This is a genomic window from Actinoallomurus liliacearum, assembly GCF_039542035.1.
Lineage (GTDB): Bacteria > Actinomycetota > Actinomycetes > Streptosporangiales > Streptosporangiaceae > Actinoallomurus > Actinoallomurus liliacearum.
Map to the genome: position 1 here is coordinate 44,721 of NZ_BAABHJ010000019.1, position 24,345 is coordinate 69,065.

The 24,345-nt window shown below is 71.5% G+C and carries 25 protein-coding genes; 14 read left to right on the forward strand and 11 right to left on the reverse strand.

Translation table 11 applies throughout. The features are described 5' to 3' along the window. The first annotated feature begins 154 nt into the window (after positions 1-154). From ABD978_RS25280 to ABD978_RS25305, 5 genes are all read left to right on the forward strand, one after another. A complete protein-coding gene (locus ABD978_RS25280) occupies positions 155-1,492 on the forward strand; it encodes a phosphoribosyltransferase family protein (RefSeq protein WP_345359384.1) in 1,338 nt (445 codons plus the stop codon). A 42-nt stretch (positions 1,493-1,534) separates the two neighbouring features. After that, on the forward strand, positions 1,535-2,869 hold the full coding sequence (locus ABD978_RS25285) for an acyltransferase family protein (RefSeq protein WP_345359387.1): 1,335 nt from the start codon (positions 1,535-1,537) through the stop codon (positions 2,867-2,869). A 342-nt stretch (positions 2,870-3,211) separates the two neighbouring features. Beyond that, a complete protein-coding gene (locus ABD978_RS25290) occupies positions 3,212-3,415 on the forward strand; it encodes a DUF1918 domain-containing protein (protein ID WP_345359390.1) in 204 nt (67 codons plus the stop codon). A gap of 714 nt (positions 3,416-4,129) precedes the next feature. Next, a complete protein-coding gene (kdgD, locus tag ABD978_RS25295) occupies positions 4,130-5,044 on the forward strand; it encodes a 5-dehydro-4-deoxyglucarate dehydratase (RefSeq protein ID WP_345359393.1) in 915 nt (304 codons plus the stop codon). A gap of 343 nt (positions 5,045-5,387) precedes the next feature. Further along, positions 5,388-6,530, forward strand: coding sequence for an L-talarate/galactarate dehydratase (locus ABD978_RS25305; RefSeq protein WP_345359637.1), 1,143 nt, complete (start codon positions 5,388-5,390; stop codon positions 6,528-6,530). Between the two features lie 208 nt (positions 6,531-6,738). Here the strand turns inward: ABD978_RS25305 and ABD978_RS25310 are convergent, their stop codons facing one another. Both ABD978_RS25310 and ABD978_RS25315 read right to left on the reverse strand, forming a co-directional pair. Then, positions 6,739-8,067 (reverse strand): enolase C-terminal domain-like protein, encoded by a 1,329-nt coding sequence (locus ABD978_RS25310; protein ID WP_345359396.1) that lies wholly within the window; start codon positions 8,065-8,067, stop codon positions 6,739-6,741. Positions 8,068-8,172: 105 nt separating this feature from the next. Further along, on the reverse strand, positions 8,173-9,057 hold the full coding sequence (locus ABD978_RS25315; RefSeq protein WP_345359399.1) for a LysR family transcriptional regulator: 885 nt from the start codon (positions 9,055-9,057) through the stop codon (positions 8,173-8,175). A gap of 154 nt (positions 9,058-9,211) precedes the next feature. Between ABD978_RS25315 and ABD978_RS25320 the strand changes: the two genes are divergently transcribed. Next, positions 9,212-10,654 (forward strand): GntT/GntP/DsdX family permease, encoded by a 1,443-nt coding sequence (locus ABD978_RS25320; protein ID WP_345359402.1) that lies wholly within the window; start codon positions 9,212-9,214, stop codon positions 10,652-10,654. 19 nt (positions 10,655-10,673) lie between these two features. Then, the gene (folE, locus tag ABD978_RS25325; RefSeq protein ID WP_345359405.1) at positions 10,674-11,285 is read left to right on the forward strand and encodes a GTP cyclohydrolase I; all 612 of its coding nucleotides are present in this window, start codon (positions 10,674-10,676) and stop codon (positions 11,283-11,285) included. 211 nt (positions 11,286-11,496) lie between these two features. Here folE and ABD978_RS25330 read toward each other — a convergent pair whose 3' ends face one another. From ABD978_RS25330 to ABD978_RS25350, 5 genes are all read right to left on the reverse strand, one after another. Next, positions 11,497-12,006 carry a MarR family winged helix-turn-helix transcriptional regulator gene (locus tag ABD978_RS25330; protein ID WP_345359408.1) on the reverse strand — a complete coding sequence of 170 codons (510 nt, stop codon included), beginning with the start codon at positions 12,004-12,006 and terminating at the stop codon, positions 11,497-11,499. A gap of 5 nt (positions 12,007-12,011) precedes the next feature. Further along, positions 12,012-13,433 (reverse strand): MFS transporter, encoded by a 1,422-nt coding sequence (locus tag ABD978_RS25335; protein WP_345359411.1) that lies wholly within the window; start codon positions 13,431-13,433, stop codon positions 12,012-12,014. 50 nt (positions 13,434-13,483) lie between these two features. Next, positions 13,484-13,666 carry a hypothetical protein gene (locus tag ABD978_RS25340; protein WP_345359414.1) on the reverse strand — a complete coding sequence of 61 codons (183 nt, stop codon included), beginning with the start codon at positions 13,664-13,666 and terminating at the stop codon, positions 13,484-13,486. Positions 13,667-13,792: 126 nt separating this feature from the next. Continuing rightward, on the reverse strand, positions 13,793-15,148 hold the full coding sequence (locus ABD978_RS25345; RefSeq protein WP_345359417.1) for a sensor histidine kinase: 1,356 nt from the start codon (positions 15,146-15,148) through the stop codon (positions 13,793-13,795). After that, complete coding sequence (locus ABD978_RS25350; protein WP_345359420.1) at positions 15,145-15,813, reverse strand: response regulator transcription factor; 669 nt, start codon at positions 15,811-15,813, stop codon at positions 15,145-15,147. Before ABD978_RS25350 ends, ABD978_RS25345 begins: the two co-directional genes overlap by 4 nt. Positions 15,814-15,941: 128 nt before the next feature. On the opposite strand from ABD978_RS25350, the gene ABD978_RS25355 reads away from it, so the two are divergent. The 6 genes from ABD978_RS25355 to ABD978_RS25380 all read left to right on the forward strand — a co-directional run bounded on the left by ABD978_RS25355 (position 15,942) and on the right by ABD978_RS25380 (position 20,231). Continuing rightward, positions 15,942-16,442 (forward strand): DUF2231 domain-containing protein, encoded by a 501-nt coding sequence (locus ABD978_RS25355; RefSeq protein WP_345359423.1) that lies wholly within the window; start codon positions 15,942-15,944, stop codon positions 16,440-16,442. Between the two features lie 91 nt (positions 16,443-16,533). Further along, entirely contained in the window at positions 16,534-16,902 is a 369-nt protein-coding gene (locus ABD978_RS25360; RefSeq protein WP_345359426.1) for a hypothetical protein, read from the forward strand. Further along, a complete protein-coding gene (locus ABD978_RS25365) occupies positions 16,902-17,954 on the forward strand; it encodes an FAD:protein FMN transferase (protein ID WP_345359429.1) in 1,053 nt (350 codons plus the stop codon). Before ABD978_RS25360 ends, ABD978_RS25365 begins: the two co-directional genes overlap by 1 nt. After that, positions 17,951-18,712: a ferric reductase-like transmembrane domain-containing protein gene (locus ABD978_RS25370; protein ID WP_345359431.1), complete on the forward strand. Its 762-nt coding sequence runs from the start codon at positions 17,951-17,953 to the stop codon at positions 18,710-18,712. The genes ABD978_RS25365 and ABD978_RS25370 overlap by 4 nt, the downstream gene beginning before the upstream one ends. Then, on the forward strand, positions 18,709-20,025 hold the full coding sequence (locus ABD978_RS25375) for an NADH-ubiquinone oxidoreductase-F iron-sulfur binding region domain-containing protein (protein WP_345359434.1): 1,317 nt from the start codon (positions 18,709-18,711) through the stop codon (positions 20,023-20,025). Before ABD978_RS25370 ends, ABD978_RS25375 begins: the two co-directional genes overlap by 4 nt. 2 nt (positions 20,026-20,027) lie before the next feature. Continuing rightward, on the forward strand, positions 20,028-20,231 hold the full coding sequence (locus ABD978_RS25380) for a ferredoxin (protein WP_345359437.1): 204 nt from the start codon (positions 20,028-20,030) through the stop codon (positions 20,229-20,231). Positions 20,232-20,290: 59 nt separating this feature from the next. Here ABD978_RS25380 and ABD978_RS25385 read toward each other — a convergent pair whose 3' ends face one another. The 3 genes from ABD978_RS25385 to ABD978_RS25395 all read right to left on the reverse strand — a co-directional run bounded on the left by ABD978_RS25385 (position 20,291) and on the right by ABD978_RS25395 (position 23,069). Next, entirely contained in the window at positions 20,291-20,857 is a 567-nt protein-coding gene (locus tag ABD978_RS25385) for a rhodanese-like domain-containing protein (RefSeq protein WP_345359440.1), read from the reverse strand. 92 nt (positions 20,858-20,949) lie between these two features. Further along, on the reverse strand, positions 20,950-21,696 hold the full coding sequence (locus tag ABD978_RS25390) for a sulfite exporter TauE/SafE family protein (RefSeq protein WP_345359443.1): 747 nt from the start codon (positions 21,694-21,696) through the stop codon (positions 20,950-20,952). After that, the gene (locus ABD978_RS25395) at positions 21,693-23,069 is read right to left on the reverse strand and encodes a rhodanese-like domain-containing protein (protein WP_345359446.1); all 1,377 of its coding nucleotides are present in this window, start codon (positions 23,067-23,069) and stop codon (positions 21,693-21,695) included. The genes ABD978_RS25390 and ABD978_RS25395 overlap by 4 nt, the downstream gene beginning before the upstream one ends. Positions 23,070-23,217: 148 nt before the next feature. Here ABD978_RS25395 and ABD978_RS25400 point away from each other — a divergent pair, with 148 nt between their 5' ends. After that, positions 23,218-23,463, forward strand: coding sequence for a metal-sensitive transcriptional regulator (locus ABD978_RS25400; RefSeq protein WP_345359640.1), 246 nt, complete (start codon positions 23,218-23,220; stop codon positions 23,461-23,463). Between the two features lie 708 nt (positions 23,464-24,171). On the opposite strand, the gene ABD978_RS25405 is transcribed toward ABD978_RS25400, so the two are convergent. Beyond that, complete coding sequence (locus ABD978_RS25405; protein WP_425550758.1) at positions 24,172-24,321, reverse strand: glyceraldehyde 3-phosphate dehydrogenase NAD-binding domain-containing protein; 150 nt, start codon at positions 24,319-24,321, stop codon at positions 24,172-24,174. Between the last annotated feature and the right edge of the window lie 24 nt (positions 24,322-24,345).

The following is a 24,345-nucleotide window of genomic DNA, read 5'->3' on the forward strand; positions in this document are numbered from 1 at the left end:
CAGGAGCCGGTCGTACCGTACCCGAGCAGGCACGGCCCGCCGGCATCCGCCTGGGACCGCCGTCACCCCGTCTGAACGGTCCGATGGCGTGGGACCATCGCCCCTGGACCGTACCGACCCGCCCTGCCGAGCCTGAAGGTGAGGGGGCAGAACCATGATTTTCATCGATCGAATCGACGCGGGCCGGCATCTGGCCGGGCGGCTGCGTCATCTGAGGGGCCGGGATCTCGTGGTCGTCGGGCTTCCCCGAGGCGGCGTTCCTGTCGCCGCCGAGGTGGCCCGCGCGTTGAACGCGCCATTGGATGTCATCGTTGTCCGGAAGCTGGGGGTGCCGTTCCAGCCGGAACTGGGCATGGGGGCGATCGGTCAGGACGGTGTGCGGATCATCAACGAGGACATCGTCCGCATGGCACACGTGTCTCCCGAGGAACTGGCCGCGGTTGAGGCACGCGAACGGGCCGAGTTGGAGCGGCGCGCGCGTCGGTACCGTGGAGGCCGGGCCCGGGTGCCACTCGAGGGGCGGATGGTGATCGTGATCGACGATGGCATCGCCACCGGCTCGACGGCGCGGGCGGCCTGCAAGGTGGCACGCGCCCAGGGGGCGGCGCGGGTCGCCTTGGCCGTCCCGGTCGCACCTCCTGGCTGGACCGCGGCGCTGCAGGATGACGCCGACGAGCTCAGCTGCCTGGAGACACCCGCGGGTTTCATGGCGATCGGGCAGTGGTACGCCGACTTCTCCCAGCCCACCGACGAGCAGGTCGCGGCCTGCCTGCGGCAGGCCGGTGGGCCCGCGCCCGCGTCGGTGCTCCACGCATCGCCGAACGCCGACCTGCCGCGGGATGAAGAGGTCGAGATACAGACCGGGCCGGTAAGGCTGACCGGTCGCCTGACCGTCCCCGAGGATCCCCGCGGGTTCGTCATGTTCGCCCACGGCAGCGGCAGCAGCCGCCACAGTCCGCGCAACCGCTTCGTGGCCACCGTCCTGAACCAGGTTGGACTCGGCACCCTGCTCTTCGACCTGCTCACCGTGCGGGAGGAGGTCGACCGGGCCAACGTGTTCGACGTCGAACTGCTGGCCCGCCGCCTGGTCGACACCGCCGCCCGGCTACGCGACCTCCCGGAGGCCCACGGGCTCGGCGTCGGCTACTTCGGTGCGGGTACCGGCGCCGCGGCCGCGCTGTGGGCCGCGGCCGAACCGGGCGCGGACGTCGCCGCCGTCGTCTCTCGTGGCGGCCGGCCCGACCTGGCGGGTCCTCGGCTGGCTCACGTGACCGCCCCCACCCTGCTCATCGTCGGTGGGCGGGACGAGGTCGTCCTCGAACTCAACCGACAGGCTCAGGCTCGGTTGCGCTGCGAGAACGGGCTCGCCGTCGTCCCCGACGCGACCCACCTGTTCGAAGAGCCCGGAGCCCTCGAAGCGTCCGCGGTACTCGCGAGAGAGTGGTTCATCGATCATCTCGCCCCGGTCCCCCAGTTCTCCCCCGGAGCATGAACCACAGAGTGCGGGGACGGGAGGCGAACACAATGGAGACGTGTGGAACGCCCGCATGGGGACCGCCGTCCCGGGCGGTCCCGTAACCGGTACGTCGACCTCCTGCGTGTCATCGCGGTGGTCCTGGTGGTACTCGGTCACTGGCTGGCGACCTCGATCACGTACCACGGCGGCCGCCTGGGCGGGCAGGACGTGATGGCACGACTGCCGTGGACCGAGTGGCTCTCGCTGGTGTTCCAGGTGATGCCGGTCTTCTTCCTGGCGGGAGGCTTCGCCAACGCGGCGTCCTGGACATCTCACCGCGCCCGCGGCGGGGGCTGGGCCTGCTGGCTGTACGGCCGGGCCGTACGGCTCGTGGGGCCCACCACGGCGTACGTCCTCGTGTCCGTCGCCGTCGTCGCCGTCTGCCGTGCCGCCGGCGTCGACGGAGCCGTGCTCGACCGCGCGGGGTGGGCGGTGGCCCTCCATCTGTGGTTCCTGCCCGTGTACCTCGGCCTGCTGGCCGCGACACCGGGGTTGCACGCCGCCCACCGGCGGTGGGGCCTCGGGGTACCGGCCGTGCTCGCCGTCGGCGCGGCCGGGGTGAATACGACGGTCCTGTCATTCCATCCACCGGTGCTGGGATGGGCGGACTACCTGCTGGTGTGGGGAGCGATACACCAACTGGGCTTCGCCTGGCATGACGGCGCGCTCACCCGCACCAGGCGGCGACCGCTGGCGCTGGCCGCCATGGGGATCACCGTCCTGGCAGGCCTGGTGTGGCTCGGTCCCTTCCCGGTGAGCATGGTCGGGGTGCCCGGTGCGCCGATCAAGAACTCCGTACCGCCTTCGACCGCTCTCCTCGCGTTCGCCATCGGCCAGGCAGGACTGCTGCTCGCCGCCGAACCGGCCGTGACACGCCTGTTGCGCCGACCCCGTCTGTGGCGGGCGGTGACGCGAGCCAATCGAATGGTCATGACGCTGTACCTGTGGCACATGGCCCCGGTGATCCTCGCGGCGGTCGCCCTGTACCCCACCGGGCTGCTCCCATCCGTACCGATCGGGTCACCGGCCTGGCTGCGCCAGCGTCTCATCTGGGTGGTCACGCTCACGGTCGTGTTCGTTCCGATCGCCTTGGCACTGCGGCCCGCGGAACGCCTGACCCCCGCGCGGCGCCGCACGGACATCGGTTCTCTCCGCCGGGAGGCGTGGCCCCTGCTCACGACCGGGGTCGCCGCGGTCGCCGTCGCCTTGGCCCAAGTCGCGGCACACGGGTTCGCCCCGAGCGGTCGGCTCCCCCTCCCCGTTCTCGCCGCCTACGCCGCCGGGGTCCTCCTGCTCATCGCGGCAGGAGGAATGCGCCCCGGGCCGGACCGGACAACGCAGCGCAGCCGGTGACATCTTCCAGGCTCGGAACCGGCTCCGCAGGCTGATCCCGGCGCCGGATGGTGAACGTTCCGCCGGCGAATGTTCTCAGCCGGCCGTGGGCGGGCCCATGGATGAGGTCAGGGTGCGGTCACGTTCTTCGCCTCGGCCGTCGTAGCCCGTCCTCGGCCCCGATCTCCCGACCGGCGAAGAGACCGGTAGGGACGTACGGACGTGGGTCCGGGACGAAGGTCCTGGTGAGCAGCCGTGGTCGGCGTCCAGGCGGTGGATCACTTCGCCGACGATAGACCTTCGGCCCTACTCCCACGGCGGAACCCCGACGAGACTCGACGACGTCGGGACTTAGGAGGGGTCATGCATGCAGTCGCAGGGGACGCGTTGCGAGTGGAGGGACGCCACGTGGGTGATGAGGTGCGCGAAGGGATCATCGTCGAAGTGCATGGCAAGAATGGCGCGCCGCCCTACCTCGTCCGCTGGCGCGACGGTCATGAAAGCGTGTTCTTCCCCTCTGGCGACACGCTGGTCGAGCATCTTCCCACCAACGAGAAGGCACGGTGACCGGTCACGCCGCCGTTCGTCTGATCACCACGTGACGAGGGGAGACGGGGGTTCGGTCGGCTCCGGCCAGGACGCGGGCCGAAGTGCCCTGACATCGCCGCGTCCTGGGTGATGCCGTAGCCGGCCACGGCGAGCCTCCCGGTGCTGCGGAAGCGCTCCATCTGGTCCGTCAGGAAATTCCTGTTGTCCGCGTACCACGGGTTGCTGGAGGAGGAGGCCGCAGTGGAAGAGGAGCCGTTCCCGTCCGGGCCGCAGGCCGCCGTCCCCACGGCGCCCCCGGACAGGGCGAGCATCTGGCGCCGGGAGGCCTCCCCGCTCCACCGTCTCCTGCCGAATTCCGTGTTGCTTCCTCTCATTCGCCGACCCGCCTCCCGGCTTGTCCTGTTCGTGTGGCCCCAACCGGCCTGAAACAGACCGCTCCGTATTAGGACGGCACAGGACTTCCTATCGGTTCTCACCAAATCGGGAACGGGCCGGCCGGCGTGCCGTTGGTGCGCCCGCTCCGAACGTAGGTGCACCAGTAGGCGGGCGGCTGCTGTCGTTGCCTCGACGACCAGCTCGCGAGGTCCATCGCGAAATCACCGCCTACCACCAGGTTCGACCAGCCAGGCGATGTCGTTTGGGTATCGGACTATCCCAATCCGGTGTTGGACGTGAATCGTGGCAGCTTCTTAGAGTCGGTTGCGCACCCAACCGCTCTGAGGAGAAAGTTCCATGCCCGATTTGACGCCTCGGGAGGTCGCCCAGCAGTTGGGCTCGGGCCTCTTGTCCTTCCCGGTGACCCATCTGACCGCGGATGGCGTCTTCGACGAGCCGGCCTACCGGGAGCACGTGGCCTGGCTGTCGGGGTTCCCGGCTGCCGGACTGTTCGCGGCGGGCGGCACCGGCGAGTTCTTCTCTCTCAGTCTGGCCGAGGTCGAGAGGGTCGTCGGTGCCGCCGTTGCGGCCGCGCCCGTTGGGCTCCCCGTCATCGCGCCCGCGGGTTACGGCACGGCCATCGCAGCCGAGATGGCGCGGGCCGCCGAACGGGCGGGGGCGGACGGCGTCCTGTTGTTCCCGCCGTATCTGACCGAGGCCGGGCAGGAGGGGCTGCGCGCGCACGTGCGTGCGGTGTGCCGGGCGACGAGCCTAGGAGTGATCGTCTATAACCGTGCCAACGCGCGGTACGACGCCGAAACCGTCGCCCGGCTGGCGGAGGAGTGCCCGAACCTGGTCGGGTACAAGGACGGGGTCGGTGACATCGAGCAGATGACCCGGATCTACGCCCGGCTGGGTGACCGGCTCACCTACATCGGTGGGCTGCCGACTGCGGAGATGTTCGCCCTGCCTTATCTGTCGCTGGGGCTGACAACGTACTCGTCGGCCATCTTCAACTTCCTGCCGAGGTACGCCGCCGGGTTCTATGAGGCTGTCCGCCATCATGACGACGCCGCCGTGATGGCAGCGCTGGAGGAGTTCGTGATCCCGTACTGCGATCTGCGGAACCGCCGGCCCGGATATGCGGTGAGCATCATCAAGGCGGGTTTGAAGGTGGTCGGGCGGCCGGCGGGCCCGGTCCGTCCGCCGCTGACCGATCTCGACGACGCCGAGCTCGCCGAGCTCCAGGTTCTGATCGACAAGGTGGCCTGAGCATGGCGTGGCGGGACTTCGACGCCTACCACTCCACTACGCCAGAGGCAGTGCACGGCGGCCCCTTCTCCGCCACATCGGCCCCGGCGGCGACGTCCGTCGGAACCCGGGCGATCAAGCGGTTCCTGCGTCCGGTCGCGTACCAGAACGTGCCCGCGGACCTCCTCCCCCACGAGCTCCGCGGCGAGAACACGTGTGGCATCTTCCGGCGACGCGACGGCCGACCGGAGACGGAACCGAGAGGACAAATGGCGTGAGGGCGGGCGGCGAACCCATCGACAACAGCCGTAGCGACCGCGTTTCCAGCGCGCTCGCGGCGCCTGGAGCAGCACTCAAGGCGGCGCTGGCGGGTGATGCGACGATCGACCGGATCGCGCACGTGAGCCTGTCGTCCATCGTGCTACCGCTGACGAATCCGATCAGCGACGCCAAGGTGCTCACCGGGCGGCAACGGCCGATGACCGAGGTCGTCTTCTTGTTCGCCGAGATGACCAGCGAGGACGGCCACGAAGGCATCGGGTTCTCCTACTCCAAGCGGGCGGGCGGCCCCGGTCAGTTCGCCCACGCGACGGAGATAGCGCCCGTCCTCATCGGCGAGGACCCCTCCGACATCGGCAGAATCTGGACGAAGCTCACCTGGGCGGGCGCGTCGGTCGGCCGCTCCGGCCTGGCCGTCCAGGCCATCGCAGCGATCGACGTCGCGCTGTGGGACCTCAAGGCCAGACGCGCCGGGCTCCCGCTGGCCAAGCTGCTGGGCGCGCACCGCGACTCCGTCCGCACCTACAACACCTCCGGCGGGTTCCTGCACACTCCCGTGGAGGAGGTGATCGAGAACGCCGAGAAGTCCCTGAACGCGGGCATCGGCGCCATCAAGCTCAAGGTCGGCCAGCCTGACTGGCGCCAGGACATGGCGCGGGTCACTGCGGTCCGGGAGGCGCTGGACCCGGATGTCCCGATCATGGTCGACGCGAACCAGCAGTGGGATCGTGCCACAGCGATGCGGATGGGCCGGCTGTTCGAGCCGTTCGGCCTCCTCTGGATCGAGGAGCCGCTGGACGCCTACGACGCGGAGGGGCACGCCAACCTGGCGCGGGCCCTCGACACTCCGATCGCGACCGGCGAGATGCTGTCCAGCGTCGCCGAGCACGTCCGACTCATCGACGCGGGGGCGGCCGACATCGTCCAGCCCGACGCGCCCCGTATCGGAGGCATCACGCAGTTCCTCAAGCTCGCCGCCTACGCCGAGCACAGGCAACTGGAGATGGCGCCGCACTTCGCGATGGAGATCCACCTGCACCTGGCCGCCGCGTACCCGATCGAGCCCTGGGTCGAGCACTTCGATTGGCTGGCGCCGCTCTTCAACGAACGGCTGGAGACGCGCGACGGCCGCATGTACGTCTCCGAGCGGCCCGGCCTCGGGATCACCCTGACCGAGCAGGCACGCGCGTGGACGGCCGCCACCGCGGAGTTCGGGACACGCCCCTGATCGCCGCGATAGGGCCGGCGGGTCATCTTCTTGGCAGGTGACCCGCCGACCGCGTTCACCATTCAGCACCGGACGTCCGGCGCACAGGTGGCACGCCGGACATCCGAGCCGCGGTCGGCCGAGCTTCTGCCCCGGATCGGGTCGGACCGGCATGTACGCGTCGCGCAGACTCACCGAACCGAGGCCGCAGAACGCCCCGCGCGATCGGTCAGCGCACCAGGCAAGGACGTTTCGGGTCGAAGGTCCAGCCGCGCACCAGGCTTTGCATCGCCACGGCGTCGTCGCGGGCTCCGAGCGCGTGCTCGACGTACAGTTCGTGCGCGGCCGCCACCGCGTCGCGGTCCAATTCGATCCCGAGGCCCGGGCTCCGGGGCACGGCGATCCGTCCGTCGCGAATCCGCGGCGGGACCTTGGTCAGCCGCTGACCGTCCTGCCAGATCCAGTGCGTGTCCAGGGCGGTGATCTCGCCGGGTGCGGCGGCGCCGACGTGGGTGAACATGGCGAGCGAGATGTCGAAGTGGTTGTTGGAGTGCGAGCCCCACGTCAGGCCGAAGCCATGGCAGAGCTGCGCAACGCGGACGGCACCACGCATCGTCCAGAAGTGCGGATCGGCCAGTGGGATGTCGACCGCGCCGGCCCGCACGGCGTGCGCCAGCTGCCGCCAATCGGTCGCGATCATGTTGGTGGCGGTCGGTATGCCGGTCGCGCGACGGAACTCGGCCATCGTCTCCCGCCCCGAGAAACCGCTCTCCGCACCGCACGGATCCTCCGCGTAGGCCAGGACATTCCCTGCGTCGCGGCACAGGGCGACGGCATCGGCGAGCGACCAGGCGCCGTTGGGGTCCAGCGTCACCCGGGCGTCGGGAAAGCGGGTCGCCAGGGCGCGCACGGCGTCCATCTCCCGCTCGCCCGCCAGCACGCCGCCCTTCAGTTTGAAGTCGCGGAATCCGTAGCGCGCCTGGGCGGCCTCGGCCAATGCGACGATCGACTCCGGGTCGAGCGCCTCGCGTCGGCGCAGCCGCTCCCAGTCGTCGGCGGGCCGGTCCTCGACGACGTAGGGGAGATCGGTCCTGGTGTGATCGCCGACGTAGAACAGGTAGCCCAGCACCGGCACGGCATCGCGCTGCGGGCCGTCGCCGAGCAGCTCGGCGACCGGGACCTTCAGCTGCTGGCCGAGCAGGTCCAACAACGCCGATTCGAGCGCGGTGACAGCGTGGACGGTGGTGCGCTGGTCGAAGGTCTGCCGCCCCCGGCCACCACGGTCGCGACCGGCGAACCGGATGGCGACCTCTCGCAGCAGCGAACCGAGCCGCGCGACGGGCCGGCCGACGAGCAGGTCTGCGGCCTCACGGATCGTGTCGGCGATCGCCGGGCCGCCGGGGACCTCGCCCACCCCGGTACGGCCGTCGCTGTCGGAGACGATCGCGATGTTGCGGGTGAAGAAGGGCTGATGCGCGCCGGACAGGTTCAGCAGCATCGAATCATGGCCGGCGACGGGGATGACCTCGATCGACGCGATCGTGGGCGTACGAGACACGGGATCACCCTTCGGTAGGCAGAGCGAGGTTCGTCCCGGCCACGTTAGGACCAGGGGCGATGCGCGCTCAAGCCAACTATCGCATCGTTTGATACCGCTAAGGCATCAAAGGGTGAGCCCTTCGAGACGATCGAGCACCTGCCAGAGCGCCGGGTTCTTCGAATCCTTGAGCCAGAGCAGATGCAGCTCCACCGGCCTGCCGGCCGGCTTGGACAACGGCAGGTACGCCACGCCCTCCACGCCCAGACGAGCGGCGGCCTCGGGCACGAACGCGATCCCCCGGCCGGCGGCGACCAGCCACACCATCGTGAGGATCTGGCTGACGCTGTGCACCACGTTCTCGCGCATGATCGGAACGAGACTGACGACCAGATTGTAGAAATAGGCCGCCTTGTCCGGCGTGTGCATGATCAACGGCTCGCCGTCCAGATCGCCCGGCTTGACGGGACGGCCGAGCCGGGCGAGACGGTGACCGGCTGGCGCGGCGACCATGAGCATCTCCCGGCTGATAGGGCGCGAGTCGAAGACCTCCCGGTCGAACGGCGGCCGAGCCAGCCCGATATCGAGTTCGTGGCCGAGCAACGCCTCGATCTGCTCCCGGGTGACCATCTCGTACAGGTCCACATCGATGTCGGGCAGTGTCTCGTCGATGCGCCGCAGCACGGCCGACAGGGCGGCGAACGTCGACCCGGCCGTGAAGCCGATGCGCACCGTACCGGCCGACCCTGCCGAGATCCGGCGTGCCAGATCGGGAGCGTGGTCGGCGAGCGCGAGGAGCCGCCGGGCCTCCGACAGGAAGGCCGCCCCGGCCGTGGTCAGTTCGACCCGGCGGTTGTCCCGCTCGAACAGCTGGACCCCGATCGCCCGCTCCAGCTTCTGGACCTGACGGCTCAGCGGCGGCTGCGTCATGTTGAGCCGTTCGGCGGCGCGACCGAAGTGGAGTTCCTCGGCCACGGCGACGAAGCCACGGAGTTGCTCGAAGGAAAACATGATGCCGTGAAGGTATCACCCGATGTCATATCGGGGTTGGACACGCATTACGGGCGCTCCTACGCTTCCGCGATACAACGACCGGTGACCTCCATCACACGGCGGTCCGTCCGCCGAACCACCCCCAGCGGATGCGCGGAAAGAGCTGAACGCTATGCCCCTGCTCATCGTGGCGCTCGCCGTAGTGCTGCTCCTCGTGATGATGACCAAGTTCAAGATCAACGGCTTCATCGCGCTGTTCATCGCCGCCCTGTTCGTGGGCCTCGCCCGGGGCATGTCACTGCCCAAGATCTACGACGCGATCGTCTCCGGCGTCGGCGACCAACTCGACGAGCTGATCCTGATCCTCGGTTTCGGCGCCATGCTCGGCAAGGTCCTCGCCGACAGCGGCGCCGCGCAACGGATCGCCACCTCGGTGGTCAACGCCTTCGGCATCAGCCGCGTCCAGTTCGCCATGGCCCTCACCTCGACCGCCATCGGCATCACGATGTTCTACGAGGTCGGCTTCGTGCTCCTCATCCCACTGGTGTTCACGATCGTCCGTGAGTACAAGCTGCCGCTGCTGTGGGTCGGGCTCCCCATGTCGATGACCCTGTCGACCATGCACAGCTTCCTGCCACCGCACCCCGGCCCGGCCGCCGTAACCGAGACCTTCCACGCCAGCCAGGGCACGACCCTGCTCTACGGCCTCCCGATCGCCATCGTGTCCGCATCGGTCGTCTGCTATGTGTGGCCTCGGCTGGCCTACGTCAAGCGGATCAACCCGCGCCTCCCCGTCGCGCTCATCACCGAGCGGAAGTTCGACGAGGATGACCTTCCCCGCTTCGGCACATGCCTGCTGATCGTCATCATCCCCATCGTCCTGATGGCGACCTCGGCCGTCGCCGAGCTCAGCATGGACTCCGGCAGCGAAGCCCTGGGCTACATCGGCTTCTTCGGCAAGGCCCCGGTCGCACTGCTCATCGCCCTTCTCCTGGCCATCGCCCTCCTCGGCCCCAAGGTCAGCCGTCCCGAGGACACGATGAAGCCGGACGACGGCGGCGCCGCGACCGCGCGTCCCGACAGCAGCAGCGGAATGGTCACCACGGCCGCCCCCGCGGCCGGTACGGCCGTCGCGGCCCGCAGCCGGTTCGCGGCCGTGATGGAATCGTGCAACGAGGCCATCAAGCCGATCGCCATGATCATCATGGTCATCGGCGCCGGCGGCGCCTTCAAAGAGGTACTCGTCAAGTCCGGGATCGCCGGCTACATCGCCGATCTCACCCACGGCTGGAACGTCTCCCCGCTCATCCTGGCCTGGGGCATCGCGGCGCTGGTGCGCGTCGCGGTCGGTTCCGCCTCCGTCGCCGTCGTCACCGCCGCCGGCATCGTTCTCCCCCTCCTGCACAACTCCAGCACCTCCCCCGAACTGATGGTGCTCGCCGTCACCTGCGGCAGCATCGCCGCCAGCCACGTCAACGACCCAGGGTTCTGGCTCTTCAAGCAGTATCTGAATCTGTCGGTCCTGGACACCATCAAGATCCGTACGGGATACACCTCCGCACTCGCCGTCCTCGGCCTGGGCGGCGTCCTCCTCATGAACACCATCGTCGGCTGATCAGCGGTCGAACCGCCCGTTGCCGCGTCCGGGGGCGCGGCGCGGGGGCCGACCGATATGCGCGATCGAACTGTGCAGGACCCTCTCCGGAGTCCATGGCCGCCACCGCACGCGGTCCGTACGACTCCCGTCACGCGCGTCGCGGGGTACGGAATTCCGCCCTGAACCCGCGCGGATGGCTCGGGCCTACGCCGAGCTGTTCAGCCCCCGTCCGTTCGACCTGACCACCTTCCCCAACGACGAGGACTACGACGAACTCGTGCTCGCCCGCGGCATCCCTCTGCGGTCGGTCTGCGAGCACCACCTGCTGCCCTTCGTCGGCACCGCACATGTCGGATACCTGCCCGGACAGCGGATCCTAGGACTGTCCAAGCTCGCGCGCGTCGTCGAGTACTTCGCCTGCCGACCCCAGGTCCAAGAACGCCTCACCAAACAGGTCGCGGACTGGCTGGAGACCCACCTGGAGCCCAAAGGCGTGGGCGTGGTCATCGAAGCCGAGCACACCTGCATGACCCTACGCGGCGTCCAGGCCACCGGCTCCCGCACTCTGACCTCCACCCTGCTCGGCGCGCCGCGCACCGACGCTCGCTCCCGCAGCGAATTCCTCGCCCTCACTGAGCTACGCAGTTAACCCATCCGGTGGCCCCTCAGCGTCCCTCCACGCGGTGGCCGGCGGCGCGGGCCGGCCATCAGCCGCGCACCGCGCTGACAAAGCCGAAGACGGCCGGCACCACCATCACGACGGCGGCGATGCGTGATCCACGCTCATCGACGCAGCTCCGACGCGCCCGCCACGTACCCCAACTGGAGGCAGGCCGTGCGGATCCGGCATGTCCTCCTTCTCAGTCGCTCGATGGGGCGTCGGCGATCGCGTCGACGGCCTGGGTCAGCTCACGCAGAGCCGGGAGCGCTTCGGACAGTGCCCGATTGTGGTCGTCACCCAGGGATGCCAGCGCCGTCTCGACGATCGAGGTGTTGGCGCTCTTCCAGCCGTCGACGGCCTCGATCCCCTTGTCCGTGAGCGTCAGCGTGACCGCACGGCCATCCAGGTGGCCGGCCGAACGGGTGATCAGCCCCTTGGCCTGTAGACCGTTGACCAGCGTCGTCACCGAGTTCGGGGCCAATCGCAACCGCCGCGCGAGCTCTCCGGGCCGTACGCCCGGCTCGTCCGCCACCGCCGACAGCAGTTCCAGCTGTGCCACCGCGAGCGGATTGGCCGGATCGACGGTACGAGCCGCGCGGCGCATCGCCCGCCGCAGCCGAGCGACCGTGTCGGCGAGTTCGGGCCCGGCGGGTACCGGCCTCTTGATGCCCTTCGCAGCGGAGATCGCAGTTCCATCGCGCTCGTCCATGACCGTCATTGTCGCCTTGATCCCCCGGTTCGGTAGAGCTGCGACGGGCCGGCCGGTCGACCGGACCTGGCCCCCGCGACACTCACCGTGGCGGCCAGCGCGGCGGCCGCCATCATCGCGACCGCGATGCGCGCGCCGTCGATCGTCACTCCCGCCAGGTGCAGTGCGAGGGTGACCAGCGCGATGCCCAGCGCGGTGCCGACCCCTCGGGTCATGTTGACCATCCCACCCGCGATGCCCGAGAGCCGCGCCGGGACGGCCGCCATGATGACGGTGTTGTTCGCGGGGATGAACACTCCCAGGCCGAACCCCAGCACCGCGAGAAGCGGGATCACCAGGACACTGGTCGCCGGTGCCGGAAGAAGCAACGCCAAGGCCGCCAGGCAGACCGCCGCGCCGCCGATGCCGCGTCCCCGGTTCCCCCACCGTCGTGGCAGAACGCGGTCGGCGGCCAGGGCCGCGGCCGCGAACCCGACCGGCAACGCGGTCAGGACCAGGCCGACGTGCGCGGCGTCGCCACGCAGGATCTGAGGGATCAGCGCAAGCGGCCCGAACAGCATCAGGTATCCGCACAGCGCCCCGAACAGACCGGCGGCGATCCCCGGCGTACGGAGCAGCACCGGATCGACGAGCGGGTGCCGCGCGCGGCGCTCCCGCCTCCACAACCCACCCCAGGCAAGGCACGACAGACCCGACAGGGCGAGGACCGCGCTTCCGGACAGCCCGAGCCCCGAAACGCCCGACAGCGCCAGCAGCAGCGTCGTCGTCGCCGCCGCGAGCAGCGACAGCCCCGGCCAGTCGAGGCGCCGCGCGGCGCTGCGTTCGCGCGTACGAGGCAGCAGGTAGTGGCCGGCCACGATGGCGGCGCATCCGACGGGAACGTTCATCCAGAACACCCATCGCCAGCCCACCGAGGCCACCAGCAGCCCGCCGACCGTCGGCCCGAGAGCCAGGCCCAGCGCCTGCCCGGCGGCCTGCAGCCCCAGTCCCTGGCGCAGCCGTTCGCGCGGCACGCTGACGCTGACCAGAGCGACGCTGTTCGCCTGCAGCATCGCGGCACCGGCCGCCTGCACCAGCCGGAAGACCACCAGTGACCCCAGAGACGGCGCCAGCCCGCATGCGGCCGACGCCACGGTGAACACGACGAACCCCTGTAGGTAAACGAGCTTGCGCCCGACCGTGTCGGCGAAGCGGCCGACCGCCGCCAGCAGGCCGACCAGGACGAGCAGATAGCCCAGCGACACCCACTGCACCGAGGCCAGCGGGGCCACGAACTCGCGCTCGATGGCCGGGTACGCGACGGTCACGATGCTCGCGTCCAACTGGCCCATGAACGCACCGACGCACACAGAGCAGACCGCCAACCAGGGCGCCCACCGATGCTCCCGGACGACCTTCGGGCGAGCACGCTCGCGCAGCAACGTCACCCCGGCCCCTCACCTGAGGCATCGCCGGTACAGGGGAACATCCGACCCTCCTACGGCCAGCGCAGCATGCCGGCGATGGCGGCGGCCAGGACCAGCGCGATCCCTGCCACGCCGACCCAGCCGCCGAGCACCGCGAACCCCGCGCACACCGCGAGGCCGACGGCGCACAGACCCGCCAGCGCCGGTCCCGGCAACGGACCAGAGCGGCCGAGCGGCCTCTCCACGATCTTCACGCCACGCTCCCATCTAGTTCTGCTCCAGAATAACCACACGTTAGTTCTGCCTGAGAACAACCCGTGGGCTTGCGCCGTTCGGGCTGGGAAGCCGCCGACGGGACCGAGGATCCGCGGCCGCCCGGGTCATCTCGTCGCCGGAAGGTCCAGCGTGACGGTGAGCCCTCCGCCGGGCGTTTCGGACAGCGTGACGTCTCCGCCGTCGGCGGTGATCAGCCGGTGGACGATGGGCAGACCCAGGCCGGTGCCGCCCGCCCGGCCGGTGCGGAACCTGCGGAACGCCTCGGTCATCGCGCCCGGTGACATGCCGGGGCCGTCGTCGGCGACGGTGACGCGAACCAGGTGGTCCGTGCGGCCTGCGCCGATCCGCACGTGGCCGCCCTCGGGCGTCGCGGTGAGCGCGTTGTCGACCAGGTTGTCGATCGCCTGTTCGAGGCGGCCGGGCCCCAACATCGCGGTCAGGGACTCGCCGGGCCCCAGGAGAAGTTCGACTCCTCGCTCGGCCGCGACCGGCCGCCAGGCGTCCACGCGCTCCCGTAGCAGATCGGTGACCGCGATCACCTGTGGGGGCGTCGTGGTGTTCTCCGCCCGAGCGACGGCGAGGAGCCCGTCGACCATGCGGGCCAGCCGGCCCAGCTCATCCAGCGCGGCCTCGAACTCGGCCGCATCCGCCTCGCGCCCACCGGACCTGGCCTCCTCGGCGAACAGTTCGATGCGCAGCCGCAGCGCCGCCAGCGGCGTGCGGAGCTGATGGGAGACGTCCGCCAGCACGGCGCGGCTGTCATAGATCAGGTTCTCCAGGCGGGCGGCCATCACGTTGAACCGCTCGGCGAGGCCGCGCACCTCCGGCGGGCGACGCGGTGGATCGGCGCGTGCCGCCAGTTCGCCGGTCCCGAGGGCCTCGGCGGCCACGCCCAGCCGACGTAGGGGACGACCGACCCACCTGGCCAGGTAGACGGTGAGGACGACGGCGGTGACGACCGCCGCGAACGCGACGAGGCCGAGCCGCATCCACAGCCGGTCGACCCGCTCCCGCAGGGGGGTGAGCGGCCGGGCCAGCAGCACCGCGCCCTTCACCCGCTCGTCCTGGGCCCCGACCGGCACGATCGCCAGCAGGCGGCCGCCGAGATCGGAGACGCGGGTCTGTCCGCGCAGGCCGATGGCGACGCGGTCGGGTGTGTACAGGCCGCTGTCGCGTCCGACGAGGACGCGGCTCTTCCGGTCGACCACGGTGACCACGGCCTGGTCGCCGCCCTCGGCCTCGCGGCGCACCGTCGCCAGCCGGGCGGGCAGGGTCGTCGTGCTGTCCCGGTCTTCGATGCCCTCCTCGGCCGTGGTGGCGAGCGCACGGGCGAGCTCGAGCGTGCTGGACTGGTAGTCGCGTCGGTGCTGGTCGGCCATCGCGAATCCCAACGGCAGCAGCGCGCCGATGATCAGGCCGCCGGTCAGGACGAGGAACGCCGCGAGAATCCGGCTGGTCACTCGAGGTCCCCGAGCCGGAAACCCCGGGCGTAGACGGTCTGGATGGCCGACGGGTCGCCCAGCTTCCGGCGAAGCGCCGCGATGTGGACGTCCAGGACGCGGGTGGGGCCGTACCAGTGGGTGTTCCACACGCGTTCGAGGATCTCCTGACGGCTCACCACCCGTCCCGGGTCGGTGGCGAGGCACTCGAGGATGTCGAACTCGGTCGGTGTGAGGGGGACCTCGGTGTCCCCCGAGGTCACCCGCCGGGTCCGCGTGTCGATGGTCAGCGAGCCGTGCCGTAGCAGATGCGTCTCGGTCAGCCTGCTGCGGCGCAGCACCGCCCGGATCCGCGCCATCAGCTCGGCGAACCCGAACGGCTTGACGATGTAGTCGTCGGCGCCGGCGTCCAGGGCGGCGACCCGGTCCGGCTCCTCCCCGCGCGCGGTGATGACCAGGATGGCGCTGTCGGACCGTTGCCGGAGCGTGCCGCACAGCTCGGTGCCGTCGGCGTCGGGCAGGCCCAGGTCGAGGAGGACCACGTCGAAGGGCTCGGCGGCCAGGGCGTCCGCGGCCGTGCTCACGGCGTACGCGTCGTATCCGGCGCGGGTCAGACCGCGCTGGAGGGAAGCGGAGATCCCCGGATCGTCCTCGACTATCAAGATCCGTACCGGCACGTCGGTCACGCTCTCACGGTACGGCCGTCGGCCCGATCTGAACGACTTCTGAACATTTCCCTTGAGCAGGGTTCAGCCATGAGCCGCGACAGTGGAGCAGACCAACCCCACCGGCTGAACCTCCCAGAAAGACCATCATGTTCTCCACCATCATGGGACTCCCCGCACACCCCCTCGTCATCCACGCGGTGGTGGTCCTCATCCCGCTGGCCGCCCTGGGTGCGATCGTGGTCGCCGTCTGGCCCGCCGCCCGCCGGCGGTACGCCCCGCTGGCGCTCGGGGTGGCGACGGTGGCCCTGCTCTCGGTCCCCCTCGCCACGCACACCGGCGAACTGCTGGAATCCCATGTCAAGCGGACACCGCTCGTCGAACGGCACACCGAGATGGCCGACGGCCTGCTGCCCTTCGCCGCCCTGCTCTGGCTGGGCCTGGCCGTACTGGTCTTCGTGCGCTGGTACGGGGCCAAGCGGAACGTGCAGTGGGGCCGGTACCTGACCGCCGCCGCCGCGATCGTCGCGGTCGTCGGTGCGGTGGCCAGCGGCGTCCAGGTGGTCCGCATCGGCCACAGCGGCGCCACGGCCGCCTGGCACGGCGTCGGCACCTCATCCTCCGGGCGAGCCGCCGGCCCGCACCACTAGAGATGAACGACTTCTTCACACTTCGGGCACGGCTTTCGAACATCCCGCCGATGACACTCGAACCTGAGCGCACGTCAAGGGGGAACGAAGGATGCAACATCCCGAACGTTCACGCCGGCGCCGTCGCGACGCCGGCCTGAACCAGGTGACGTCCTGGACCCGCCGAACGGTCGGCGTCGGTGTCGTCCTGTCCGGCCTGCTGACCGCCGGCCTGGCGCACCTGCTTCCAGGTCAGGCCGCTGACCGACCGCACGCCGGGCCGGCCGCTCCGACGCCCTCGGAGCGGCCGGCCACGCCGTCGACCACGACCTCGTCGCCGTCCGCCTCGACCGGATCCTCCGCCTCCGCGCGGCCGCACCGGACCCACCGCCACCACCTCACTCCGCCCGCGACCGCGCCGGCCGCTCCGCCGAGCGCCCCGGCCCGGCGGCCGACGCACGCGACCTCGGGCGGCTCGTGATGACGGGCGTACTCAGCTTCCCGGTCTGGGGCACGACGGCGCGGCTCCTCGTCACCGACCCGAAGCGGCTCGACGCGGCGCGGGCGGCCCTCGACGTCGAGCTCACGGCGATGGGTGCGGCGTGCGACCGGTTCCGCGCCGACTCGGAGCTGTCGCGGCTCAACGCCGCAGGCGGCCGGCCGGTCGAGGTGTCCGCCCTGTTCGCCCAGACGCTGAGGCGTGCCCTGGATGTGGCGGAGGCGACCGATGGCGCGGTCGACCCCACCGTCGGGGCCGCGCTGGTGGCTGCCGGATACGACCGGGACATCGCGGAGGTGCGCCGTGGCGGTCCGGCGCCGCGCCTGGTCCGGCGGCGGGTCGCGGGCTGGCGCACGGTAGGGCTCGACGCGCAGGTCGTACGGCTGCCTCGCAGTGTGCGACTGGATCTGGGCGCGACGGCGAAGGCGCTGGCCGCCGACCGGGCCGCCGCGCGGGCGTCCGCGGACACCGGCTGCGGGGTGCTCGTCGGGCTGGGCGGCGACATCGCGGTCAGCGGGCCGCCGCCTGAGGGCGGCTGGCGGATCCGCGTGAGCGACGACCACCGCGACGACGGCTCGGACGGCTCCGGTCAGGACGTCGTGATCACCACGGGAGGCCTGGCCACCTCGTCGGTGACCGTACGGCGCTGGCGGCGCGGCGACCAGTGGCTGCACCACATCATCGACCCGGCGACCGGCATTCCCGCCGCCTCCTGCTGGCGTACGGCCAGTGTGGCGGCGGCCACCTGCGTCGATGCCAACGCCGCCGCCACCGCGGCCCTGGTCAAGGGCTGGGGCGCGAGCACGTGGCTGGTCGGTCTGGGACTGCCGGCCCGCCTGGTCCGTCTCGACGGGCGGGCGTTCGCGCTGGCCGGCTGGCCCGAGGAGGCGGCCGTGACGGTCCTGGACAGCCCGGGAAACGCGGCCGTGGCCGCTGCGGAAAGCCCGGGGAAGGCGGCGGCGGCTGCGGAAAGCCGGGGGAAGGCGGTCGCCCCGCCCGCGGACGCGCGGTCGGTGGGCGGGCAGGCGCGATGAACCTCCTGTGGTACGCCACACGCGCGACCGGAGAGGTCACGCTGGTGTTCCTCACGGTCGTGCTGACGCTCGGCGTGCTGTCGGCTCTTCGCGTCGGCGGGCGGCGGGTGCCGCGGTTCGTGCTCGCCGGGCTGCACCGCAACCTCACCCTCGCCGCCCTGGGCTTCCTCGCCGTGCACATCGCGACCACGGTCGCCGACTCCTACGCGCCGATCGCCCTGACCGACGTCGTCGTGCCGTTCGGCTCGGCGTACCGGCCGATCTGGCTGGGCCTGGGCACCGTCGCCTTCGACCTGATCGTCGTCCTCGCGGCGACCAGCCTGCTGCGGACGAGAATCGGCTACCGCCGTTGGAAGACGCTGCACTGGGCGGCGTACGCCTGCTGGCTCGCCGCCTTCGTGCACGCGCTCGGCACCGGTTCCGACGTCCGGTCCTCGCTCTTCCTGCCGCTCGCCGGGGTCTGCGCCGCCGTCACACTGGCCGCGGTGGCCTGGCGGCTGGCGGCCGCGGGGCCCGGCAACGTCGGTCTGCGGGCCGGGACCGGACTGCTGACGCTCGTGACGGTCCTGGTCGTCGGTGCCTGGGCCGTATCCGGTCCGCTGGCGAGCGGCTGGGCCCGGCGCTCCGGCACGCCCGCCTCGCTGCTCGGGACCGCGAGCACCCCGCGGACGGGGACGACCGACCGACCGCCGGTCCCACCGTCGACGTGGGCCACGCCATCGGCCGATGAGGGCGAGGAGAGAGGGGACGGAGAGTGACCAGGGGAACGGCGACACCGCACGCCGTACGCCTGCTCGCCGGATATCACGCGCTGGGCCGGCGGGCGGGGCTGGACGACCACCTGGCACAGTACGGCGCGCCGCCCCTGGCCGCAGCGGACGCCTCGTTGATCCGGGCGGTCGAGGAGTCCGGGCTGACCGGCCGGGGCGGCGGCGGGTTCCCGGCCGGCCGCAAGCTTCGCTCGGTGGCCGCCGGACGGCGGTCCGCCGTGGTCGTCGTCAACGCCGCCGAAGGCGAACCGGCCAGCGGCAAGGACCGCGCGCTGCTGACGGTGGCGCCACATCTTGTGCTGGACGGGGCCGCGCTCGCCGCCGGCGCCGTCGGCGCACGCGAGATCGTGGTGTGCGTGCACGCCGAGCGGAACGCCGGTGAGCACCCGGCTGCCGGCCCGCGGCGAGGCGGCATCACCACCCTGGCGGACACGGTCCGGCGCGCGATCGCCGAGCGCGAGCAGGCCCGGCTGGCGCCGGTGCCGATACGGGTGACCGCCGTACCGCCCCGCTACGTCGCCAGCGAGGAGACCTCCCTGGTCCGCTGGATCGACGCGGGCGATGCCCGGCCGTCCTTCACACCGCCCCGCCCCTTCGAACGCGGCGTCGGCGGCCGGCCGACGCTCGTCAGCAACGCCGAGACTTTCGCGCACATCGCGCTGATCGCGCGTTACGGTCCCGGCTGGTTCCGATCGTGCGGCGGCCAGGAGGCACCGGGCACGGCCCTGTTCACGGTCTCGGGCGCGGTCACTCGCCCCGGCGTGGTCGAGGCACCGCTCGGCACGCCGGTCGGCGAGGTCCTGCGCCTGGCCGGCGGCCCGTCCGAGCCGCTGCAGGCCGTGCTGGCCGGCGGGTACGGCGGTACCTGGCTGGCACCGGAACTGCTGGACGTCCCGACGACGCCGTCGGCGTTCAAGGCCGCCGGCCTCGCGCTGGGACCGGGCATCCTGGTCGCGCTGCCCGAGCGGGCGTGCGGCGTGGCGGAGTCGGCACGGATCCTGGCATGGCTCGCCGCCGAGACGGCCGGTCAGTGCGGGCCCTGCGTCCACGGGTTGCCGGCGATCGCCGCGGACTTCGCCGAGATCGCGGCCTGCCGGGCCGGCACGGAGCTGTACCGCCGGCTCGACCGGCGGCTGTCGGTCGTCCCGGGTCGCGGTGCCTGCCGCCACCCGGACGGTGCCGTACGGTTCGCGGCCAGCGCCCTGCGCGTCTTCGGACGGCACCTGCGGGTCCACGCGCGCGCGAAGGGCTGTCTGTTCGCCCAGTGGCCGTCGATCCTGCCGATCCCCGAGGAGTGGTGATCATGCCATGGCGGCTCAGGGTCGACCCGATCGCCTGCACAGGGCACGGCCTGTGCGCCGAGCTCCTTCCGGAGACGATCGACCTGGACGAGTGGGGATACCCGATCGTCGGGACCTTGCCCGACCGGCTGCTGCCGCTGGCGCGCCGCGCGGTGGCGGACTGTCCCACCCTGGCACTGCTGCTCGAACGCGACCGCACGCACTGACCGGCCGGACCAGAGGCCCCCCACTGTCGCCACAGGGTCGGCCGGCGGCGGTCGCGGCGTCAGCCCCGCAGAGTGTTCAGTGTGGCCCGCAGGTCGAACGCGGCGTTGACGCGCTGGTTGTACGGAAGCCTGGCGAGCAGCGCCGCCATGCCGCAGGTGTTGGTCAAGGCGGAGAACACCAGGCCGCCGCCGACGGCTGCCGAGATCCAGCGGATGCCGGGCACGAACAGGTCGACGATCAGACCCAGGACGACCAGTGAGCCGGCCGCAAGCCGGACCTGGCGGTCCATCGCCCACACCGTCTTACCGCCCGGCTGCCGGTCGAGGGGGCGTCCGTCCTGCGCCCAGGCACTGGTGCCACCCGCCAGGGTGACGGCGGGGATGCCCGCCGCCGCCAACCGGTCGCAGGCGGTCTGTGATCGGGCGCCGGAGGCGCACACGAGGGCCAGCCCGCCGCGTTCGGCGGCGGCGTGCAGCGCGGGCAGGGCCTGCTGGAGCTGGTCGAGAGGAATGTTGTGGGCGCCGGCTATGTGGCCGCCCGCGTACTCCCCTGGGGAGCGCACATCGATGATCGTGAGGTCGTCGAGACGGGCGTGCAACTGCTGCGGGGTCATCGTCGAGTTCATCGGGAGTCCTTGGATCCATGAGGGCCGAGTGGCCGCGTGGTGGGCCGGCCGTGCGGGAAATGCCCGGTGAGCACCGGGTGTGGTGTCGTGGCTCAGCGCAGGGCGTCGATGAGCATGAGCGCGGCCACGGCCAGCAGGGCGATCGCGACGATCTTCTGCACCGTGCGGTCGGAGAGCTTCTCCGCCCACCGTTTGCCCTCCCAGGCGCCGAGGATGGCCGTGCCGGTGAAGGGTCCGACGACCGACCAGTCGATGGCGCCGGTGCCGCCGAGCCGGGGTATGAGGGCGGCTAGGGAATTGGCACTGATCACCAGCAGGCTGGTTCCGATCGCCTCGGCCATGGGAAGGGCGAGGGCGGATACCAGTGCGGGGACGGTCAGGAAGCCGCCGCCGACCCCGAGCAGGCCGGTCAACGCGCCGAGGCCGGAGCCCGCGGCGGCGGTCTTGCCCGGCCCGACCGCGGTGCCCGGCACCGTGTCGGGTCCTGGAACGAGCATGCGCCAGGCGGCCAGGCCCGCCGACAGGGCGAAGGCCGTGGTCAGCAGCGCGCCGGGGAGATGGGCGGAGATCGCTCCGGTGGCGGCCGCCGCCGGCAGACCCGCGGCGGCGAACACGGTACCGATACGCCAGCGGACCCGGCCGGCCCTGGCGTGGGCGAGCAGTCCGGTCAAGGAGGTCGCGGCGACGATCAGGTGACTGGCGGTGGTGGCCTGGGAGGGGCTGAACCGCAACAGGTAGATCAGCGCGGGGACGGCGAGCATGCTGCCTCCGCCGCCCAGCCCGCCCAGTGCCAGGCCGACCACGCCTCCGGCGATGAGGGCCAGGGGAAGCGCGGTCACACGATCTGCCCGCGCTGTCCCCGTACGACCAGGTCGGCGTCGTGGGCCGCCGGGAAGTCGTCGTCGACGGCGACGACCTGACGGCCGGCGGCATCCAGCAGGGAGGCGGCGATCGCGGCGCGCATGCCGCTGCCGCAGTGCACCCACACCTTCCCGTCCGGGACCTCGTGCAGGCGCTGCCGCAGTTGGTGCAGCGGGATGTGCACCGACCCCTCGATGTGTCCCGTGGCCCGCTCGGAGGCGCGCCGCACGTCCAGCACGACCAGGTCCTCGCCCCAGGCACGGGCCTCGGTCAGCTCGGCGAAGTCGGCACGGGGGTACGAGCGCAGCGCCGCCGGGTCGGTCACCCACTGCTCGGGGGCACCGGTGGCGGCCGCGGCGGGGCGGTCGATGCCCACGCGGACCAGCTCCCGCTGGGCGGCGGCGATCTGCTCGGGGCTCTCGGCGAGCAGGGTGACCGGCCTGCCCCAGGGGATGAGCCAGGCCAGATAGGTGGCGAGCTTGCCGTCGAGCTCGAAGTTGAGCGCGGCGGCGACGTGGCCGTCGGCGAAGGCGATGCGATTGCGCAGATCGACCACCCACTCGCCGGCGGCCAGCCGCTCGGCGATCTGCGCGGCGTCCGCGTGCCGCGGCTCGGTCAGGTCGACCGGGGCCGGGCCCGCGGCGTTGGCCGGGCTCATGTGGGTGTAGTAGGCGGGGACGTCGTCGAGGTGGGCCAGCAGTTCGGCGACGAACGCGTCGACGTCCTTGGTCAGCGCGGCGTTCCGCGCCTTCTCGGCTCCGATCGTGGTGGAGTCCCCCTGGGCCTGGGTGGAGGAGCAGAAGCTGCCGAAGCCGTGCGTGGGCAGCACCCGCACCTGGTCCGGGAGCTCGGCCAGCCGGCGCGCGGAGGCGTGCTGGGCGCGGGCGAGCCGTTCGGTGAGCCGGGGATCGACCAGGTCAGGACGGCCGACGGCGCCGATCAGCAGCGACCCGCCGGTGAAGGCGGCCACCGGCGTCCCGCCGTCCTCCAGGACGTAGGAGGTGTGGTGCGGGGTGTGCCCGGGGGTGGCCACCGCCCGCAGCACCAGACCGCCCTCCACCTCGGTGGTGTCGCCGTCGGTCACCGGCACCCGGTCGAACGCGACGCGGGCGCCGGCCGGGACGTGATACCTGGCCCCGGTCAGGCGGGCCAGCTCCAGACCGCCGGTGACGTAGTCGTTGTGCAGGTGGGTCTCCACCACGTGTGTGATCCGCACCCCGCGCCGGGCCGCCATGGCCAGGATCTGGTCGACGTCCCGGGGCGGGTCGACCGCCACCGCGGCGGTGCGGCCGCCGGCCAGGTAACTGCGATTGCCCAGCCCTTCGAGGGCCAGGGTCTCTATGAAGTACATGCCACCTCCCGTCGTTGAATACCCCTATGGGTATCTGACATGCATGAACATATACCCCCTCCCGTATTTGTCCAACGCGATACCCCCTGGGGTACGATGGAGCGGCTGGATCTGGAGGAGGTGCGCCGTGGGCGGAGAAGACGAGGCGATGAAGGCGGTGCTCAACCGTCTACGCCGCGCCCAGGGCCAGTTGGCCGGGGTCATCGCGATGATCGAGGCCGGGCGTGACTGCAAGGACGTGGTGACCCAGCTCGCCGCGGTCTCCCGCGCCCTGGACCGCGCCGGCTTCAAGATCGTGGCCACCGGCATGCGCCAGTGCCTGACCGCCGCCGACGGCGAAGCGCCTCCCCTCACCGAGGCGGAACTGGAGAAGCTCTTCCTCGCCCTGGCCTAGGGTCCATGGCCGGGCCGGGCACGCAGCAGGCGCGCCCGGTCGAAGCGCTCGTCCTCTTCGAGAGCCAGGTCGATCCGGGTGATCGCCGCGGTCAGCGGCGGTATCCAGCGCCTTTCCCAGGGCCCGGATCCGCTGGCGGGTGGCGGCGATCTCGCAGGCCAGAACCCGCTCGGCCGCTTGCGCGACCGCGTGACGGACGGCGGCCCGCAGGGCGGTGCGGCAGGCGTTCCGGGCTTCGACCAGCGCGGCCGAGCACCACGGCGAGAGGGCGAGCGCGGCGCGCAGATCGGAGGCGTCTCGGAGCGCGGGCCAGGCCGTCGCCAGCGCGCCCATCTCGAACCTCGGCCCCCCGAACAGGAGGGCCTCGACGTTGGCGATCTCGAACCAGCCCGCCAGCGCCCGCAACGTCGCCGCGCCTCGGGCGGGCAGCCATCCCGTCAGGACCCGCAGGTGCCACAGCAGCGTGGCCGCCGACGACCACGATCGCCCGGCCGAACAGGGTTCGAATGTCGCGTCCTTCGCCCGGCTCGCGGCCTTCGGTCTCGCGCACGCGGCAATCGGCCTGGTCGTCTGGAACGCGACGCGCGCCGTGTGGCAGCTGCCGAGTGCCGGAGCGGTGGCCGCTGTCGTGGTGTTCACCGTGGGGAACCTGCTCGCGTTCGTGCTCGAAGGCGTCGTGGTGGCCGTACAGGCCCTGCGGCTGGAGTACTACGAGCCGGTGCTGCGCGGCGTCTTCACGACGGCGGAACGGCTGGTGATGTCGTTGATCGCCACTACCTCATGGCCCCGTTGCAGCGCGCATCGCAGGTAGTTCCGCCCGATGCGCCCGAAGCCGTTGATACCGATACGGACGTGCATTCCGGCCTCCCGACCTTGAATCCC

What these genes read in the sequence shown, in the direction of transcription:
- ABD978_RS25315 (WP_345359399.1), bottom strand. Translation starts at nt 9,057, where the DNA reads ATGTTTTCCTTCGAGCAACTCCGTGGCTTCGTCGCCGTGGCCGAGGAA.
- ABD978_RS25320 (WP_345359402.1), top strand. Translation starts at nt 9,212, where the DNA reads ATGCCCCTGCTCATCGTGGCGCTCGCCGTAGTGCTGCTCCTCGTGATG.
- ABD978_RS25405 (WP_425550758.1), bottom strand. Translation starts at nt 24,321, where the DNA reads ATGCACGTCCGTATCGGTATCAACGGCTTCGGGCGCATCGGGCGGAAC.
- kdgD (WP_345359393.1), top strand. Translation starts at nt 4,130, where the DNA reads ATGCCCGATTTGACGCCTCGGGAGGTCGCCCAGCAGTTGGGCTCGGGC.
- ABD978_RS25380 (WP_345359437.1), top strand. Translation starts at nt 20,028, where the DNA reads ATGCCATGGCGGCTCAGGGTCGACCCGATCGCCTGCACAGGGCACGGC.
- ABD978_RS25280 (WP_345359384.1), top strand. Translation starts at nt 155, where the DNA reads ATGATTTTCATCGATCGAATCGACGCGGGCCGGCATCTGGCCGGGCGG.
- ABD978_RS25395 (WP_345359446.1), bottom strand. Translation starts at nt 23,069, where the DNA reads ATGTACTTCATAGAGACCCTGGCCCTCGAAGGGCTGGGCAATCGCAGT.
- ABD978_RS25385 (WP_345359440.1), bottom strand. Translation starts at nt 20,857, where the DNA reads ATGAACTCGACGATGACCCCGCAGCAGTTGCACGCCCGTCTCGACGAC.
- ABD978_RS25355 (WP_345359423.1), top strand. Translation starts at nt 15,942, where the DNA reads ATGTTCTCCACCATCATGGGACTCCCCGCACACCCCCTCGTCATCCAC.
- ABD978_RS25365 (WP_345359429.1), top strand. Translation starts at nt 16,902, where the DNA reads ATGACGGGCGTACTCAGCTTCCCGGTCTGGGGCACGACGGCGCGGCTC.
- ABD978_RS25290 (WP_345359390.1), top strand. Translation starts at nt 3,212, where the DNA reads ATGCATGCAGTCGCAGGGGACGCGTTGCGAGTGGAGGGACGCCACGTG.
- ABD978_RS25330 (WP_345359408.1), bottom strand. Translation starts at nt 12,006, where the DNA reads ATGGACGAGCGCGATGGAACTGCGATCTCCGCTGCGAAGGGCATCAAG.
- ABD978_RS25370 (WP_345359431.1), top strand. Translation starts at nt 17,951, where the DNA reads ATGAACCTCCTGTGGTACGCCACACGCGCGACCGGAGAGGTCACGCTG.
- ABD978_RS25360 (WP_345359426.1), top strand. Translation starts at nt 16,534, where the DNA reads ATGCAACATCCCGAACGTTCACGCCGGCGCCGTCGCGACGCCGGCCTG.
- ABD978_RS25400 (WP_345359640.1), top strand. Translation starts at nt 23,218, where the DNA reads ATGAAGGCGGTGCTCAACCGTCTACGCCGCGCCCAGGGCCAGTTGGCC.